Raw genomic sequence first — 17746 nt, forward strand, 5'->3', positions numbered from 1 at the left:
GAAACTGCCCCTGCCGATCCCTGGGGATACTGAGTTCTTCTATTCGTCCGTACTTCGTGTCTAAGCCCCGTGGGTAATAGCCGTTACGCTGCAGCTTTTGATCCGGGTTTTCTACTTTGATGAAATTCTTGATCTCCTCCTGAAGCAGGAATTCAATCTTCTCTTTCAAAAAATCCTTTACCATTTGATCCAATTGATTTTGTGACAGAATATCGGTTATACTAAAATTCATAGTAGGGTCTCCTCTCGTTCTGGAATCTTCGACAATTCCGAGAGTACCCTACTTTTTTTATTTTGAGAAGGCCTTCTTTGACTTACACAAGATATTTTACATCACCTTAGAGAGGCGTTCTCTCGGACAAAACTCACGCCAGGAGAGTAAAAAATATCTTAGAGAGGCGTTCTCACGGACAAAATTCACGCCAGGAGAGTCAAAAATGTCCTAGAGAGGCGTTCTCACGGACAAAATTCACGCCGGGAGAGTCAAAAATGTCTTAGAGAGGCGTTCTCACGGACAAAATTCACGCCGTGAGAGTCAAAAATGTCTTAGAGAGGCGTTCTCACGGACAAAATTCACGCCAGGAGAGTCAAAAATGTCCTAGAGAGGCGTTCTCACGGACAAAATTCACGCCGTGAGAGTCAAAAATGTCTTAGAGAGGCGTTCTCTCGGACGAAATTCATGCCAGGAGAGTTAAAAATGTCTTAGAGAGGCGTTCTCACGGACAAAATTCACGCCAGGAGAGTCAAAAATGTCTTAGAGAGGCGTTCTCACGGACAAAATTCACGCCGTGAGAGTCAAAAATGTCTTAGAGAGGCGTTCTATGGGGACAAATTCACGCCGTGAGAGTCAAAAATGTCTTAGAGAGGCGTTCTATGGGGACATTTTTTATGTTGGACCCGAATTTGTCCTTGAGAGTCATTCTACGTCACGCGGTTTGATTTTGTCCGGAATAGGTGAGGGAGCCATACGAATCATTTTTCCATCGAGCACTTCACAACGCTCTTCTTCTCCCATGTTGCCTATTCCTTATAGGTTACCGTGTTGTCAGGCTTCCCCATACTCATTCCTCTCAAATGATTTCTATGTTTATTAGACAACAGGGGATGGAGAGTTAATAACGGACACCGGGAATAGAGAGATTTGCGAAAATAAACACTACTTTTTTCACAGTTTGAAAAGTGGAGTTCCTGTCGAAATGGGTATAGTACATAGAAAACGTGCTGGGCTCAAAGAATAGGTTGATTCTTATTCACTAGTTTATTATAATCGTTCAGCATGGGAGTGAGAGGGAGTTGATCGTTTGGGAGTAATCACTGGGATTACAATGATTTTTACCGTACTCGTAGGTTTGAGAATGTTTATTGAGTCCGCCAGAATTTTTTTAGATTCGAAAAAAAAGAAACATTGCGTCCATCGCTTTTTTAAGCTGCTTCCGCTTTATATTGTTTCTTTTATTATACATACAGCGCTTTGTTGGTTTTTTAAAGAAAATGAATTCGCCCAATTTGCCCTGTACCAATTGCCGATGATTTTCCTCATGTTCATTTTGGCGTGGCTGTTATTGCTTTTGGCCGCATTTTTGAACAAAGGGAAAAGACAGGCCGAAAAACAAACAACAACGAATAGAAGCAGGAAGATAAAAACAACGTCATAATGGAACGTCATGCCCATCCGGCATGACGTTTTTGATTCGTGCAGGAAAATATAACTATTGATTTTTGGGAAAAAAGAGCGACTATCCCAATCACTCACTTTTCAAAAGTTCGACACTCAAATTTTTGAAAAAGTAATGATGACATCTTCTACCTATGGTATACTTTCTTCGGTGAATTATTTGAGAATAAGACAATAGATGAAAATAGATAGATTAAAAAATTGGAGGAAGAAATGGAGAAGGAAAAAAGCGCGGATACAACTGGCCGTATCCTTCCTTTTAAGCAAGATGGGGAATATTATTTTCAATGCGGGCTAAAGGCGTATCAGAAAAGAGATTTGCATAAAGCGAAAAAAATGTTTGAGAGGGCCGTATTATTTGAACCGGATGAGCCGGCCTTTCATTGCCAGCTTGCGTCGACACTTGCGGAACTTGGCGAATTTCAAGAATCGAATAATTGCTTGCAGCACGTGCTTGAATATGTGGACGGCGAGATGGCGGAATGCTACTTCTTTATGGCAAATAATTATGCCCACCTCGGCATGTTTAAAGAAGCGGAGCAGCACGCCATCCTTTATATGAAACATGAGCCTAACGGTGAATTTTTTGACGATTCCCAGGAGCTGCTTGATTTAATTTACTTTGAAACGGGAAGGCCAGCCGAGCAGCTAACGGAGGAAGAGGAATTGATCGCTTCTCACGAGAAAGCGCGCCATAGCATCGAAACGGGAAATATGAAAGAAGCGAAAGTGCAGTTAAAGGAGATTATTGAAAAACACCCGAATTTTTGGGCAGCATATAATAATCTTGCCTTGACCTATTTTTATGAAAACAAGTATGAAAAAGCTCTTCAAATTTTGGAGGACGTGCTTGCGAAAAATCCGGGCAATTTAAATGCACTCTGTAACATGGCGATCTTTTATCACCATTTAGGGCAGAATGAAAAATGTAAAAAGATTACGGAAGCGTTGAAGGTCATCCATCCAATTCATCCGGAACAGCGGTATAAATTAGGAAGCACGTTTGGCATTTTAGGGGAGCATACTTATGCCAATCGCTGGCTTGTCTCTGTGAAAAAATTTCAAATGAACTACAGCCCGGCCTTCTTCCATCTCATTGCCGTTTCTTATTATGCCATTGGGAACGTTGATCTTGCCATCAAATATTGGCGAAAAGTAGAAGAGATGGATCCGGAAGGTGTTGTTGCCCCATTTTATTTGAAACAAGCGATGATCGGCATGCTTACGGTTACGGGTCTGGACTATCAATATCGTCTTCCGCCAGTTTCTAATGTTCGAAAAAAGAAGCCGGGCTTTTTTGTTCGCTTGAATCAAATTAAAAAAGCGCTTGAGAAAAATAAGTTGACGCATTTAATTCTTTTAAGAGGGAATACGAATAAAGAGGCTGTTTCTTTATTGGAAGCCTTTTGTTCAAAACGGGAAGAACATCCCTTTTTAAAAGAGATGGCGGCGAATTTACTGTTGGAAATGGAACCGGGCCGTACGGTCGTTGTCAAAAACAAACATGAAGAAAACATCTATCACACCGTTTCTTCTATTTTTACAAAAGGCTTTGACATCATCGATTTATTAAAAGAGAAGGAAGCAATTATTGATGATGAAATGACGTTCCTCTGGCTTGAAGTCATGAATCGGGCAAAACTAGAACCTGAACTTTTGAAAAATGAAAAAGGGATGGCGGCTGCCCTCGACTATTTATCAAGAAAACGAAAGCAAGGAGCGACGCAACGGGAAATTGCTGAGCGGTACGGGGTATCGGTTGCCGTTTTATCATCACGGTTGAAAAAAATAAAGAAACTGCTTGAAATGACGGATTGAGCAAATTAATAGACTTCCTTTATCGGTGAATATACCATTATTACAAATGAACGATGGGGCAAGATGACGCAGAACAAAATGGCGGAGCTATTTTGTTCGGAAATTAGAAGTAAGAGGTTAGATTTGTCGGAATCGGGAACAGACGATTCCAGTTATCCAACTTTTTCTGACATCTAAGTGAATGCGCATCTTTTCCGTAAAGGAGTGGGTTAAATCATGAGTGAAGAAAAAATTTATGATGTGATCATAATTGGAGCCGGGCCTGCAGGGATGACGGCTGCCGTTTATACGTCCCGCGCCAATTTAAGCACGTTAATGCTTGAACGCGGGATTCCGGGAGGCCAAATGGCCAATACGGAAGATGTTGAAAACTATCCGGGGTTTGAAACGATTCTTGGACCGGAATTATCGAATAAAATGTTCGAGCATGCGAAAAAATTTGGTGCGGAATATGCTTACGGTGATGTGAAAGAAATTATCGATGGCGAAGAATATAAAACGGTAGTAGCTGGCGGCAAAGAACATAAAGGCCGCGCCATTATTATCGCAACGGGTGCAGAATACAAAAAGCTCGGCGTGCCTGGCGAGCAAGAGCTTGGCGGCCGCGGTGTTTCGTATTGCGCCGTTTGTGATGGTGCATTCTTTAAAGGAAAAGAGCTTGTCGTTGTTGGCGGCGGCGATTCTGCCGTGGAAGAAGGGGTTTATTTAACTCGCTTTGCAACGAAAGTAACAATCGTCCACCGCCGCGATAAACTGCGGGCGCAACCGATTTTGCAACAACGAGCGTTTGATAATGAAAAAGTGGACTTTATTTGGAATCATACCGTAAAAGAAATTCACGGAGAGAACAATAAAGTAAATAAAGTAACGCTTGTCAATACACAAACGGGAGAGGAGCAAGAGTTTAAAACGGACGGCGTCTTCATCTATGTTGGAATGCTGCCGTTAAACCAGGCTTTCCTCAATCTTGGCATTACAAATGAAGCTGGATATGTAGAAACGAATGAAAAGATGGAAACGAAAGTCCCGGGTATCTTCGCTGCTGGGGATATCCGCGAAAAATCACTTCGCCAAATCGTCACGGCAACAGGCGATGGAAGCATCGCAGCGCAGGCCGCGCAACATTATGTAGAAGAACTAAAGGAGAAATTAAAATCGTAATTCGGTTTTAACCATTCTGTAATAATGGTGAAACAATAAAGGGGTATTATAATAGTAAGAAATTGACCCCCTTTTTATAAATAGCTAGACGTTAGGCACGGAACTCGTATCCGTGCCTCTTTTTTGTCTCTGGAATCGGCAGCCGGGCCGTTTTTCACCGAAATGCCAATTGTCTAAAGCAGTTGGCATTTGAGTGGAATACTATAATTTAGTATACTTAGTTTAATGTTCAGGCAATCGAGGTGAACTTTGTGCAAAGAGTAACAAACTGTGTTTTGATAAAAGATAATCAAGTTCTTTTACTGCAAAAGCCACGCAGGGGATGGTGGGTGGCCCCCGGTGGAAAAATGGAGTCTGAAGAATCGATCCGTGATTCCGTCATTCGGGAATTTCGCGAAGAAACGGGAATTTATTTGAAACATCCTCAGCTTAAAGGCGTATTTAATTTTATCATCAAAGAACAAGATAAAATTGTTTCAGAATGGATGATGTTTACCTTTTTCGCAACCGACTTTGAAGGAGAATCACTGTCTGAAAGCGAAGAAGGAAAGGTCGAATGGAAACCGATCGCTGAAATTCGAAACTTGCCAATGGCTCCCGGGGATCATCACATTTTAGATTATGTTCTTCGAGGAAGCGGCATGATTTTTGGTACGTTCACCTACACACCTGATTACAAACTTTTATCCTATCGGCTGGATCCGGCATAATATATATTTGTAATGCGTTTTCTAGAAAGAGATCAGAAGACTGTATGAATTAGGCGACTGCCAATTTCTTGCTTTTAAAAAAGGGGGGAGCGGTTATGGAAGCAAAAGATGTTCAAATGGTTATCATTACAGGGATGTCAGGCGCGGGAAAAACGGTTGCGATGCAGAGCTTTGAAGACTTAGGTTTCTTTTGCGTTGATAATCTTCCTCCGGCACTTTTGCCGAAATTCGTTGATTTGATGGAGGAATCTGAAGGGAAATTAAATAAAGTCGCATTAGTGATGGATTTGCGTGGACGAGAATTTTTTGACCAGCTGTTCTCAACGCTCGATCAGCTTCCAGTCTACTCACATATTCAACCGCAAATTTTATTTCTAGATTGTAAAGACGCTACCCTTGTCAGGAGATATAAAGAAACGAGAAGATCACATCCGCTGGCTAAAAGTGGAAACCCGCTCTCGGGAATTCTTCAAGAAAGAGAAATGTTAGAAGAGCTAAAAGGACGCGCTCAGCAAATCATTGATACATCTGAATTGAAACCGCTCGAATTACGCGAGAGGATCATTCAACGCTTTTCAACGAATGAAGCGCATCCATTTACGATTAATGTCATGTCTTTCGGCTTTAAACATGGCATCCCGATTGATGCAGACCTTGTATTTGATGTGCGCTTTTTGCCGAATCCGCATTATATCGAACATATGCGCCCACGAACAGGCCTTGAAGCAGACATTTCAGAATATGTTTTGAAATGGCCTGAGACAAAGACCTTTCTTGAAAAGTTATTGGATCTATTGAAATTTATGATCCCGCAATATAAACGTGAAGGGAAAAGCCAGCTCATCATTGGAATTGGCTGTACCGGCGGAAAGCACCGTTCAGTTGCGTTAGCAGAATATATCGGGAAAGAATTAGCAAAAGAATTTTCTACATTCTCTAGCCACCGTGATATGGGAAAGGACAAGGATAAATGAAAAAGGAACAACCGAAGATTGTCGTCCTGGGCGGTGGTACAGGGCTTTCCGTTTTGCTCAGGGGGCTTAAGCAATTTCCTGTTGATATAACGGCTATCGTAACCGTCGCCGATGACGGAGGAAGCTCCGGACGATTGCGGAAAGAGTATGATATGCCTCCTCCAGGAGATATTCGTAATGTGCTTGCCGCTCTTTCTGAAGTAGAACCGCTAGTTGAACGCATGTTTCAACACCGTTTTACAACGGGAGACGGTCTTACCGGCCATTCGTTAGGCAATTTGCTTCTTGCGGCTATGCATGATATTACGGGAGACTTTTTAACCGGGATCCAGGAATTGAGCCGGGTTTTAAACGTTCGAGGCCAGGTGCTGCCGGCGGCGAACCGGAGCGTCATATTGCATGCTGAACTTGAGGACGGCACGGTCATTAAAGGGGAATCGAAAATCCCGTTAACGAACAAAAGAATTAAACGCGTATTTCTCACGCCGGAAAAAATTGAACCATTAAGGCAAAGTGTGAAAGCGATAGAGGATGCGGATTTAATCGTCATCGGACCTGGAAGCCTTTATACAAGTATTTTGCCGAACCTGCTTGTAAGCGGCATAAGCGAGGCGATCAAGAAAGCAACGGTTCCACGAGTGTATATTTGCAATGTAATGACACAGCCAGGTGAGACAACGAATTATACGGCAAGTGAACATGTCCAGGCTCTCGTTGACCATATTGGCAAAAATGTGTTAGACGTTATTATTGTCAACAACGAAGACATTCCGGAAGATGTACTCAAGCTTTACCGTGAAGAAGGAGCCGACCAGGTCATCTGTGACGAAGACCGTTTAAAATGGTTTGGCGCAAAAATTATAAGCGAAAATATTATTCAATATGGCACACTTGTACGACATGATGCGAAACGTGTTTCCAAGCTGCTTTTATCTTTGATATAAGAGGCCGTGTTCAAAAAAGAAGGCTAATTGGACTTTTAGAACAGCCTCTACAAGAAAGCGGTTGCCCTCACGTTACCGTAATTGAGAGGGGTGAAAATGGTGTCGTTTGCCGCGGAAACAAAAAAAGAATTAACGCAATTGGAAATTAAAGATTGCTGTGCAAAAGCTGAACTTGCGGCACTTATCCGCATGAACGGTTCCATTTCATTTAGCAATCGAAAGCTCGTGCTTGACATACCGACAGAAAATGCGGCGATTGCCCGCCGAATTTATACATTGATTAAACGCCTTTATTCATTTCATGTTGAATTGTTAGTACGTAAGAAAATGAGATTAAAGAAAAACAATGTGTACATTGTTCGCGTTCCCGGGGAGGCAAAAGCGTTATTAGAAGATTTATCGATTATGAGCGGGGGCTATTCCATTAATCGGACGATTGCGAAGGAAATCAAAAAGAAAAGCTGCTGCCGGCGTTCATATATGCGCGGAGCTTTTCTTGCGGGAGGGTCGATTAACCATCCGGAAACGGGCTATCATCTTGAAATTTTCTCCATGTATGAAGACCACACCCAGGATCTTTGCGAACTAATGAATCATTATGAATTAAAAGCGAAAGTTCTTGAACGGAAAAAAGGGTATATTATTTATTTAAAAGATGGAGAAAAAATATCTGAATTTTTAACGCTCATCGGGGCTCATAACGCTCTTCTTTATTTTGAAGATGTCCGCATTTTAAAAGATATGCGGAACTCGGTCAACCGGCTTGTTAATTGTGAGACGGCGAATTTAAACAAAACAGTCGGAGCGGCATTAAGGCAAGTGGAAAACATTCGTCTGATTGAAAAAGAAGTTGGGCTTGATGTCCTGCCGGATAAGCTCCGGGAAATCGCTGAACTTCGGGTGAAACACCAGGAAATTACATTAAAAGAGTTAGGTGAAATGGTCTCCTCAGGTCCAGTGAGCAAATCGGGGGTAAACCATCGGCTACGTAAAATAGATGAAATAGCAAATAAAATACGATCGGGCCAAGCTATTAAATAAATTAATACGTGTTGTGGGAGGAAAAAGGGAAAATGATTGAGAAAAAAGTAAAAGTCCAATTGAAAACAGGTTTGCAGGCAAGGCCGGCTGCACTTTTTGTCCAGGAGGCGAATCGTTTTACTTCCGATGTTTTCATTGAGAAAGACGGGAAAAAAGTAAACTGTAAAAGTATCATGGGAATTATGAGCCTGGCGATCGGTTCAGGAGCTGAAATCACATTAATTGTAAAAGGCGCTGATGAAGAAGAAGCAATGAACGCGCTGGAAGCTTTCATTTCGGAAAATCACTAAAAAAGAGCACTCGAACGTGAGTGCTCTTTTTCTTTCGGTAATAGAAAACGTACGGGAAAAAATTTCTCTTGTCCTTATTTCGATTCGCTGATTGACGAAATCACTTTATCGACAAGACCGTATTTCACAGCCTCCTCGGCAGTCATAAAGTTGTCACGATCCGTGTCGCGTGCAATGACTTCAAGCGGCTGGCCAGTTCGTTCCGCCAAAATTTTATTAAGATGTTCGCGCATTTGAATAATGCGGCGAGCATGGATTTCGATGTCTGATGCTTGCCCCTGTGTTCCGCCGAGCGGCTGGTGAATCATCACTTCGGAGTTTGGCAAGACAAAACGTTTTCCTTTTTCACCGGCAGCAAGCAAAAATGCTCCCATTGAAGCGGCCATGCCGATACAAATGGTAGATACGTGTGGCTTAATGAAATTCATCGTATCATAAATGGCCATACCTGCTGTAATGGATCCGCCAGGGCTGTTAATATAAAGAGATATATCTTTATCCGGATCCTCAGCTGCAAGGAATAATAATTGGGCGACAATCGAGTTGGCCACATTGTCGTCAATCGCACTTCCTAGCATAATAATGCGGTCTTTTAATAGGCGGGAATAAATGTCATATGCTCGTTCACCGCGGTTTGTTTGTTCAATTACTGTTGGGATTAAGTTCATGGTTCTCCTCCTTTTTAAGAGTGGAAAAATTTTTAAAAACATTATTTCAAATCATCATCTTGCCTTTTATTCGGCTACTGACATCATACAAGAAAAGGTCAAATAAGGTCAAATAAAAAGCAATACAGTATGTAATTCGCTGTAAAGCCTTAAAAATCCTTTATTGAACTATCAATCATCATTCCCGCTTCACCATTTTTTAAACGTGTGAGAGCGGGAAATTATAGAAAAGAAAGCATATTTAGCGCAGTAATGAGCCTTACTGTTCTGATTTAACATTGTTATACGCTTCTTCCAAATTCCGAATGCGCCGGACGATTTCCGCATTTTTGTTCAAATGGTCATTAATTAATGTCCCGACGATTGAACGATAATACGCATTCATGGCATGAACCTTTGAAAATACATCTTTATTCCTTTCGATATATTGCTTAAAGTTCTCTTCAAAAAAAGATACTGAAAACTGTTCCATTTTATAGTTGCTCCTTTCTTCTATAATCGTAGCAAACGAAGCCGGAAAAGCCAATTGGTGAAAATGTGCATTATAAATCTTCTTTTTGTTGACATTATAAAAAATGCATATATAATTTTATTGTTCCATATTAATTCGTATACGAACTATTTGTTAACTAAATTACTTTCGCTTAAAGGAAAAAAGAAAAAAGCTAAACTCAAGGAGGATAAGTCAAAATGAATGCCCGACGCATGATTTTATTAAACGTCATTTTATTGCTTATATTAGTTGGCGGCGGATTTGCAGCATATTATTACTATACAAATTCCGTCAATTACTTAAAGACGGACAACGCCCAGATTACCGGTCAGCAAGTAACAATTGCAGCAACTGCGAACGGACAATTAACGGATTGGAAAGGCGATGTTGGCGAGAAATTCAAAAAAGGTGATGAAATTGGAACGATTCATCCTGCGGGAGCCGCAGTACCCGGAGCGCCGGCACCAAAGACAATTAAAATTAAAGCGCCTGCTGATGGTACCGTCGTACAGAAATCAGCCGTTAAGGATTCTTTCGTAGCAGCAGGAACGCCGCTGGCCCAAATGTATGATCTTGAAAATTTATGGGTAACGGCCAATATTGAAGAGACTTCAATTAATGATGTGAAAAAAGGCCAGGATGTTGATGTATATGTGGATGCTTATCCTGGTTCAACGTTAACTGGAACGGTGGACCAAATTGGCTATGCAACAGCTGGAACGTTTTCATTAATGCCAAGCTCGAATACGTCAGGAAATTATACAAAAGTAACTCAAGTTATTCCGGTAAAAATAAAATTAGACAATTATAAAGGACTTGATATAGTACCTGGCATGAATGTGACAGTCCGAATCCATAAGTAGGTGAAGAAATGTCAACATATTTAGCTGGATATATCGTGATTGCCATAATCCTACTGGCGCTCGTCAATGTGGCATTAATAAGAAGACGGAAGAAACAGGAAGCCCGGCAAATCGATGTCATTCAAACACAAAAGTTGCCAGAGACTAATGAAGAAGTGCGAACAGAGGCACCGTCGACAGCGGATCAAGTCATTGGCGAAACATTAAAAGAATCATCCACTGCCGAACCTGCCGTTGAATATGTGAATGAGGCGGTTGATCAAACCCCTGTTACAAAGAAAAGAATGATCAAAAATGAGCCTAAAGGCGAGTTTAAGGTTGGAAAAATATTAGCGTCGTTAATGCTAGGAGCTTTTGTCGCGATTTTGAATCAAACACTCTTGAATGTGGCAATTCCGCATATTATGACGGATTTAAACGTTTCCGCAAATACCGTTCAATGGCTGTCAACCGGCTATATGCTTGTCAATGCCATATGCATTCCGATCACAGCCTTTTTAATTGAAAAATTCGGCACGCGCAAACTGTTTTTAGCCGCTATGTTTTTATTTACGTTAGGCTCTTTCATTTGTTCCATTTCAACAACGTTTTCTCTTTTGATGATTGGCCGGGTGATCCAGGCAGCTGGAGCCGGGGTCATTATGCCTTTAATGATGACCGTGTTCTTAACGATTTTTCCTCCTCAAAAAAGGGGGGCGGCAATGGGGCTTATGGGTGTTGCCATGTTGTTTGCGCCAGCAATCGGACCTACGTTATCAGGATGGTTGATTGAACATTATTCATGGCGCCTGCTTTTTGACATTGTTTTGCCATTTGGAGTGATTGACCTCATTATCGCCTTTTTATGGATGAAGGACGTTATTAAAACGACTAATCCGAAATTTGATTTTTTAGGATTTTTATTTTCGACGATCGGATTTGGTTTTTTGCTTTACGGTTTTAGCGAAGCAGGGAATGACGGTTGGACCGATAAAGTTGTATTAACTTCCTTAACGATCGGAATCATTGGTTTGATCGCTTTTGTCTGGAGAGAATTAACGGCCGAGAAGCCGATGCTGGATTTACGTGTATTTAAATATGATGTATTTTCTTTAACTACAATTATCAGCATGGCCATTAATATGGCGATGTTTGGAGCAATGCTCCTACTCCCAATTTATTTGCAAAATATTAGAGGTTTCACTGCCCTTGATTCCGGCTTGTTGCTTTTGCCTGGAGCCATTATTATGGGGATTATGTCACCGATTTCCGGCGCCTTATTTGACCGGATCGGCGCCCGCTGGCTAGCGATTGTCGGGCTTTCGATCACGGTCATTACAACATGGCAGTTCAGCAAGCTAACGACAGATACAACGTATGTTCATATCTTATTTTTATACATGGCGCGGATGTTTGGCATGTCCTTCTTAATGATGACGGTCATGACAGCAGGATTGAACCAGCTTCCAAGGCATTTAGCCAGCCATGGAACAGCAGCTTCCAATACAGCAAGGCAAGTAGCGGGAAGTCTTGGCACGGCCTTTTTAGTGACCGTGATGTCAACCCGTTCTACGTTTCATCAGACGAACTTTGCCAGCAGCATATCAAGTTCAAATCCGTATATCGTAAATAAAATTACGCAATTAGGGCAGGGCATTGCCCATGCAGCAGGACTACCGGGCGAGGCCGGCCAGAGTCTGGCGACGAAAATGATTTACGGTGAAATGATGAAGAAAGCAACGATCGAAGGAATCAATGATTCGTTTATTGTGGCAACAGGCATTGCGGCAGTGGCGCTTATTTTATCGTGTTTTATCAAGCGGGTCTTGCCACAAAGCGGAAAGTAAAAACAGTAGGTCTAAAGTTATAAAAGGGAGACCCATAAAAATAGTTCTTTCCGTCTTTTGACATTAAGAAATGTTCATGGTATAGTAAACATAACCATTACTTGTTATATCGTCTGGATTTAAGCGGGTCGTAACTTCAAATGAGAAGTAAAACGTGTTTTGAAATCCTACTTCTCTTTGAATGTACGGCCCTTTTATTTTTAGTGTGTAGCATTGTAATTTGGTTTAGAAATTTTTAAGTGTTGCCACAGGCAATCGACAGGAGGATTACCATGCAAAACGGGAAAGTAAAATGGTTTAACGCAGAAAAAGGCTTCGGTTTCATCGAAGTTGAAGGTGGAAATGATGTGTTCGTACACTACTCTGCTATTCAAACAGAAGGCTTCAAGTCTTTAGAAGAAGGACAAGAAGTTTCTTTCGAAATCGTTGAAGGTGCTCGCGGACCTCAAGCAGCTAACGTTACAAAACTTTAATTGCCAAAAAATATAAGGCGTTGGGAAATCATTCCCAACGCCTTTTTTTGATGTTAAAAAAATAAAGGGCTTACTAAATATTTCATGTGTCCGCTTTCAATTTTTATAGTATGATGGAGATAGTACAAAAAACCTTATGTCTTTTTTTATATAGAGGAAATGGTTGTGTCAGGAAGGGGAATGGAGAATGGAACTTGGTTTATTTCAACAACAGAGCTTAAGTCTTGTTATGACGACGGAGCTTCGACAGGCCATTGCCATTTTGCAATATCCCTGTTATGAATTGTCGCAATTTTTGCAAGAACAGGCGAACGAAAATCCTTTGATAGAGCTTGTTGAACCATCAAATCTTATGTCCATGGGAAAAAGAAAAACGTCAGAGAAAACGATCGGTGAAGGGGAAGAAAATACCCTTGATTATCTTCACCATACGAAAGAAACCATGCATGATTATTTGCTTGATCAAACGATGTTTTTGCCATTAACGAAGGAAGAAAGTTCGATATTAAAATTTTTAATTTTAAATATTGATGATAATGGTTATCTTCAAGTGACAACAGAAGAAGTGATGAAACGGTTTGGCATCGACGAGAAAGCGGTGGAACACGTCATCGGACTTTTACACCAATTAGAACCTGTAGGAATCGGGGCCCGTGATTTAAGGGAATGCATTTTATTGCAGTTAGAAGCATTGGCGATGGAGGATGAACTCGTTTATCGCATTGCGGACAACTATTTAGATTTACTTGCAGAACGAAAATTAAAACAAATTGCCGAGCGCCTGCATGTGAGTGTGGAAATGGTGGAAGAAGCGGCTGATTTTATTCAAACATTGGAGCCGAGGCCGGGCCATTCTGTTTCACATCAAGATGAACGTCTCTTTCTTTACCCGGATATTACGGTTGTAGAAGAAAAGGGGCACTATCAAATCTACTTAAATGATCAGTTTGCGCCAAGAGTCCATTTAAATGAAGGCTATACCCATTTATTGAAAAGTGAAGGTGCAGCGGCTTCAAAATATTTAAAAGAACATTATCAAAAATATCAATGGCTGCTAAAAAGCCTTGAACAACGGCGAACAACGTTATTAAAAATTGCTGAAGAAATTGTAAAAGCGCAAACCGCTTTTTTGCAAAAAGGGCCGCAATATTTAGAGCCGATGACGTTAAAAGATGTCGCGGACCGCATAGGAATGCACGAATCGACGGTAAGCCGGGCGGTGAAAAATAAAGTCATTCAAACACCGAGAGGAGCGTTTGAATTAAAATCCTTTTTCACAACAAAAATTGAAAAAGCGAACGGAGAAAATACGTCCGCAAAAGTCGTAAAGCTCGCAATTGCCGAACTCATTAATCAGGAAGATAAATTAAAGCCGTTATCGGATCAGGCAATCGCAGATAAGTTAAAGAATGAAAGAGGAATGAATATTTCCCGCCGGACGGTGGCCAAGTACAGGGAAGAAATGAATATCCTTTCGTCAGCTAAACGAAAACGATACAGTAAATAATGAATGACCATCATAAGAAATCACGTTCTTATGACGGTCTTTTTTTGTTCACAATATTGATGATAATAATAGTTGCAACTGAATGAGCACTCATTTATATTTTAATTGGGTGACTAGTCGGTCAATGAAGAAGGAGTGGAAAATAGTTGAAACGTGTTATTCAATTTTGTTTAAAAAATAAATTTGCCGTTTGGTTATTGACGCTTATCGTCGTTGTTGCCGGGATCTATTCCGGGTTCACAATGAAGCTTGAGACGATGCCGGATATAAACGCCCCTGTGCTTATGGTATCGACGACCTATGCGGGAGCAACACCGGAGGAAGTGGCCGAGCAAATTACAAAACCGATCGAACAAAAGGTGAAAAGCCTTCCGGGAGTAGATGTGGTCAGCTCCTCCTCGATGCAAAACGCCTCTTCTATTCAAATTGAATACGGGTTTGATAAAAACATGGATAAAGCGAAGGACGAGGTTAAGGAAGCGCTGGAGAATATGGACTTGCCAGATAGATCCGAACGTCCGAAAGTATCCCGGATCAATTTGAATGACTTTCCGATTTTATCTTTAAGTGTTTCTAATGATAAAGAGTCTCTTAAACAACTGACAAAAACGGTTGAAGACGATATCGTACCAGAATTAGAAGGAATTGATGGCGTATCATCGGTTCAGACATCCGGGCAGTACGAAAGTGAAATTCAACTGACATATAAAAAGGATAAATTAAAGAAATATGGACTCGATGCAAGCACGGTTGAACAATTCATTAAAGGAACGAATGTAGCTGTCCCATTAGGATTAATGAATATTGACCAAAAAGAAAAAGCGGTTGTTGTTGATGGAAGTGTCAAAACGCTGAAAGACTTAAAAAATATTAAAATCCCATACACGCCTGTACCTACCGGAGCAATTGCGCAATCTCCAAACATGAAGCAAGGGACGGGGATGGGACAAGCACCGGGTAATGAGAAGCAGGCCGCCCAAAGTCAGGCCAAGCAAAGCAGTGTATCATTGCCAACTGTTAAATTGAGTGAGATTGCAAGTCTTACATTAGTTAACAAACATGAATCGATTTCCAGAACGAACGGGAAAGAATCGATCGGAATCCAAATTACAAAATCGCCCGAGGCCAATACCGTTGAAGTTGCGGATCAAGTGAATAAAACGTTAAATGATCTTAAAAAAGATCATAAAGGATTAACCGTGGTGAACACATTTGATCAAGCGACACCGATCAAAGATTCGGTCCACACGATGTTGTCTAAAGCGGTAATTGGAGGAATTTTTGCGGTACTTATTATATTGCTGTTCCTGCGAAATATCCGGTCAACCATCATCTCCATCGTATCCATTCCTGTTTCGTTAGTCATTGCGCTCCTCGTCTTGAAGCAAATGGATATCTCATTGAACATTATGACACTGGGAGCAATGACGGTCGCTATTGGACGGGTGGTGGATGATTCGATTGTCGTCATTGAAAACATTTACCGCAGAATGACGTTATCGACTGAAAAGCTAAGGGGAAAAGAGTTAATTCGTGAAGCGACGAGGGAAATGTTCATCCCAATCATGTCTTCCACGATTGTAACGATTGCCGTCTTTCTTCCATTAGCGTTGGTGGAGGGACCGGTTGGTGAAATCTTCTTGCCATTTGCCTTAACGATCGTTTTTGCATTAGTCGCGTCATTGCTTGTCGCCATTACTATCGTTCCGTCTTTTGCCCATTCACTTTTCAAAAACGGGTTAAAAAAGAACGGCGAGCATAAAGAAGGACACGGTAAATTAGCGGCCGCCTACAAAAAAATTCTCAACTGGTCGCTGAATCATAAGCTTGTCACATTTGGTCTTGCCTGTTTGATTCTTGCTGGAAGCTTATTTTTAATTCCGAAAATCGGTGTAAGCTTCTTGCCGTCGGATGAACAGAAAATGATGATTGCAACATACAATCCGGATCCCGGCCAAACCGATAAAGAAATCGAACAGATGGCTGTAAAGGCGGAGAACTATTTTAAAGATGACAATCGCGTGAAAATGATCCAGTATTCTGTTGACAGCGGCAACCCGATGACTGGCGTGGGAAGCAAGTCGGGCATTTTCTACGTTGAATATAAGAAGGACACGAAAGACTTTGAACAAGTAAAAAAACAGGTCATTGACGATTTGAAGAAAGTAACGAAAAAAGGGGAGTGGAAAACACAGGATTTCTCAACGGGTGCCTCCAGCAACAAGCTCGAAGTGTACGCTTACGGTTCTTCCATTGATGAACTTAAGCCGGTTGTTACGAATATTGAAAAAGTGATGAAGAAAAACGGTTCGTTAACGAATGTTGATTCAAGCCTTTCGAAGTCGTATGAAGAATATACTCTTGTTGCCAACCAGAACAAATTAAGCAAATTAGGATTAACAGCCGGGCAAGTCGGTTCAGGCTTAAGCAATATTGGCGAAGAGCCTGTATTAACGACGATTAAGCGGGACGGCAAAGAATTAAATGTTTATGTCCATGTGGATAAAAAGAACTATAAGGACATCAATGAATTGACGAACACTAAAGTAGAGACGGCCACAGGGACTCAAGTGAGATTAAAAAATGTGATGGATGTTGAAAAAGGAAGTACGCCAAATACGATTACCCATCGCGATGGCCGCGTTTATGTCAGTGTGAGCGCGGATATTATAGGGAATAATGTTGGAAAGGTATCGCAAGACGTTCAAAAGAAACTTGATGACCTTCAAAAGCCGGACGACGTTTCCATCTCAATGGGCGGCGTGACCGAACAAATTACAGATTCCTTCCAGAAGTTAGGTCTTGCGATGTTGGTCGCGATCGCGATCGTTTATTTAATTTTAGTGATTACATTTGGAGGCGGATTGGCGCCATTTGCCATCCTTTTCTCCTTGCCGTTTACCGTTATCGGGGGTCTATTTGCTCTTTACATTGCTAAGGAAACGTTAAGCATCTCTTCAATGATTGGTGCATTAATGTTGATCGGTATCGTGGTAACAAATGCGATAGTCCTGATCGACCGCGTCATTCATAAAGAAAGGGAAGGCTTATCAACCCGGGACGCTCTTTTAGAAGCAGGGGCCACCCGTCTTCGTCCGATTTTAATGACGGCGATTGCAACGATCGGAGCTTTGCTTCCGCTCGCATTCGGGTTTGAATCAGGAGGCTTAATTTCGAGAGGACTAGGTGTCGCCGTCATCGGCGGGTTAACAAGCTCCACGCTGTTAACACTTGTGATCGTGCCGATCGTTTATGAGTTTTTAATGAAGTTCAAGCGGAAAAAACGTGTAGAACACTAAGAAG

At 41.5% G+C, this 17746-nt stretch carries 16 protein-coding genes; 13 read left to right on the top strand and 3 right to left on the bottom strand.

What is annotated here, in order from left to right; translation table 11 throughout:
- The coding region (locus H538_RS23550) for a transposase (RefSeq protein WP_035350548.1) at nt 1-232 on the bottom strand (232 nt) is incomplete at its 3' end.
- A gap of 1069 nt (nt 233-1301) precedes the next feature.
- On the opposite strand from H538_RS23550, the gene H538_RS0110275 reads away from it, so the two are divergent.
- The 8 genes from H538_RS0110275 (at nt 1302) to H538_RS0110310 (ending at nt 8613) form a co-directional block, all read left to right on the top strand.
- On the top strand, nt 1302-1655 hold the full coding sequence (locus H538_RS0110275) for a hypothetical protein (protein ID WP_026677521.1): 354 nt from the start codon (nt 1302-1304) through the stop codon (nt 1653-1655).
- 233 nt (nt 1656-1888) lie between these two features.
- Nucleotides 1889-3493 (top strand): tetratricopeptide repeat protein, encoded by a 1605-nt coding sequence (locus tag H538_RS0110280; protein WP_026677522.1) that lies wholly within the window; start codon nt 1889-1891, stop codon nt 3491-3493.
- A 216-nt stretch (nt 3494-3709) separates the two neighbouring features.
- Nucleotides 3710-4654, top strand: a complete 945-nt coding sequence (gene trxB, locus H538_RS0110285; RefSeq protein ID WP_026677523.1) for a thioredoxin-disulfide reductase — start codon at nt 3710-3712, stop codon at nt 4652-4654.
- Between the two features lie 242 nt (nt 4655-4896).
- Complete coding sequence (locus H538_RS0110290; RefSeq protein ID WP_245595223.1) at nt 4897-5364, top strand: NUDIX hydrolase; 468 nt, start codon at nt 4897-4899, stop codon at nt 5362-5364.
- Nucleotides 5365-5459: 95 nt separating this feature from the next.
- Complete coding sequence (gene rapZ, locus H538_RS0110295) at nt 5460-6338, top strand: RNase adapter RapZ (RefSeq protein WP_026677525.1); 879 nt, start codon at nt 5460-5462, stop codon at nt 6336-6338.
- On the top strand, nt 6335-7282 hold the full coding sequence (locus tag H538_RS0110300; RefSeq protein WP_026677526.1) for a gluconeogenesis factor YvcK family protein: 948 nt from the start codon (nt 6335-6337) through the stop codon (nt 7280-7282). The genes rapZ and H538_RS0110300 overlap by 4 nt, the downstream gene beginning before the upstream one ends.
- A 99-nt stretch (nt 7283-7381) precedes the next feature.
- Nucleotides 7382-8323 carry a DNA-binding protein WhiA gene (gene whiA, locus H538_RS0110305; protein ID WP_026677527.1) on the top strand — a complete coding sequence of 314 codons (942 nt, stop codon included), beginning with the start codon at nt 7382-7384 and terminating at the stop codon, nt 8321-8323.
- Between the two features lie 32 nt (nt 8324-8355).
- Nucleotides 8356-8613, top strand: coding sequence for an HPr family phosphocarrier protein (locus H538_RS0110310; RefSeq protein WP_026677528.1), 258 nt, complete (start codon nt 8356-8358; stop codon nt 8611-8613).
- Between the two features lie 74 nt (nt 8614-8687).
- Here H538_RS0110310 and clpP read toward each other — a convergent pair whose 3' ends face one another.
- Nucleotides 8688-9281, bottom strand: coding sequence for an ATP-dependent Clp endopeptidase proteolytic subunit ClpP (gene clpP, locus H538_RS0110315; protein WP_026677529.1), 594 nt, complete (start codon nt 9279-9281; stop codon nt 8688-8690).
- Nucleotides 9282-9540: 259 nt separating this feature from the next.
- Nucleotides 9541-9753, bottom strand: coding sequence for a protein YvfG (yvfG, locus tag H538_RS0110320; RefSeq protein ID WP_026677530.1), 213 nt, complete (start codon nt 9751-9753; stop codon nt 9541-9543).
- Nucleotides 9754-9971: 218 nt separating this feature from the next.
- Here yvfG and H538_RS0110330 point away from each other — a divergent pair, with 218 nt between their 5' ends.
- The 5 genes from H538_RS0110330 to H538_RS0110350 all read left to right on the top strand — a co-directional run bounded on the left by H538_RS0110330 (nt 9972) and on the right by H538_RS0110350 (nt 17742).
- Nucleotides 9972-10637 carry an HlyD family secretion protein gene (locus H538_RS0110330; protein WP_026677531.1) on the top strand — a complete coding sequence of 222 codons (666 nt, stop codon included), beginning with the start codon at nt 9972-9974 and terminating at the stop codon, nt 10635-10637.
- A gap of 8 nt (nt 10638-10645) precedes the next feature.
- The gene (locus H538_RS0110335; protein ID WP_026677532.1) at nt 10646-12463 is read left to right on the top strand and encodes a DHA2 family efflux MFS transporter permease subunit; all 1818 of its coding nucleotides are present in this window, start codon (nt 10646-10648) and stop codon (nt 12461-12463) included.
- Between the two features lie 272 nt (nt 12464-12735).
- Nucleotides 12736-12936, top strand: coding sequence for a cold-shock protein CspD (cspD, locus tag H538_RS0110340; RefSeq protein WP_026677533.1), 201 nt, complete (start codon nt 12736-12738; stop codon nt 12934-12936).
- A gap of 187 nt (nt 12937-13123) precedes the next feature.
- Nucleotides 13124-14443 carry an RNA polymerase factor sigma-54 gene (gene rpoN / locus H538_RS0110345; RefSeq protein ID WP_026677534.1) on the top strand — a complete coding sequence of 440 codons (1320 nt, stop codon included), beginning with the start codon at nt 13124-13126 and terminating at the stop codon, nt 14441-14443.
- Nucleotides 14444-14589: 146 nt separating this feature from the next.
- Entirely contained in the window at nt 14590-17742 is a 3153-nt protein-coding gene (locus H538_RS0110350) for an efflux RND transporter permease subunit (RefSeq protein ID WP_026677535.1), read from the top strand.
- Nucleotides 17743-17746: the final 4 nt, after the last annotated feature.

Origin of the sequence: Fictibacillus gelatini DSM 15865, assembly GCF_000430745.1 — a bacterium.
Taxonomy (GTDB): Bacteria; Bacillota; Bacilli; order Bacillales; family Fictibacillaceae; genus Fictibacillus_A; species Fictibacillus_A gelatini.

Coding starts and splice junctions, on each gene's coding strand:
- H538_RS0110280 (WP_026677522.1), top strand. CDS start 1,889: ATGGAGAAGGAAAAAAGCGCGGATACAACTGGCCGTATCCTTCCTTTT.
- trxB (WP_026677523.1), top strand. CDS start 3,710: ATGAGTGAAGAAAAAATTTATGATGTGATCATAATTGGAGCCGGGCCT.
- rapZ (WP_026677525.1), top strand. CDS start 5,460: ATGGAAGCAAAAGATGTTCAAATGGTTATCATTACAGGGATGTCAGGC.
- H538_RS0110300 (WP_026677526.1), top strand. CDS start 6,335: ATGAAAAAGGAACAACCGAAGATTGTCGTCCTGGGCGGTGGTACAGGG.
- H538_RS0110310 (WP_026677528.1), top strand. CDS start 8,356: ATGATTGAGAAAAAAGTAAAAGTCCAATTGAAAACAGGTTTGCAGGCA.
- clpP (WP_026677529.1), bottom strand. CDS start 9,281: ATGAACTTAATCCCAACAGTAATTGAACAAACAAACCGCGGTGAACGA.
- yvfG (WP_026677530.1), bottom strand. CDS start 9,753: ATGGAACAGTTTTCAGTATCTTTTTTTGAAGAGAACTTTAAGCAATAT.
- H538_RS0110330 (WP_026677531.1), top strand. CDS start 9,972: ATGAATGCCCGACGCATGATTTTATTAAACGTCATTTTATTGCTTATA.
- H538_RS0110335 (WP_026677532.1), top strand. CDS start 10,646: ATGTCAACATATTTAGCTGGATATATCGTGATTGCCATAATCCTACTG.
- cspD (WP_026677533.1), top strand. CDS start 12,736: ATGCAAAACGGGAAAGTAAAATGGTTTAACGCAGAAAAAGGCTTCGGT.
- rpoN (WP_026677534.1), top strand. CDS start 13,124: ATGGAACTTGGTTTATTTCAACAACAGAGCTTAAGTCTTGTTATGACG.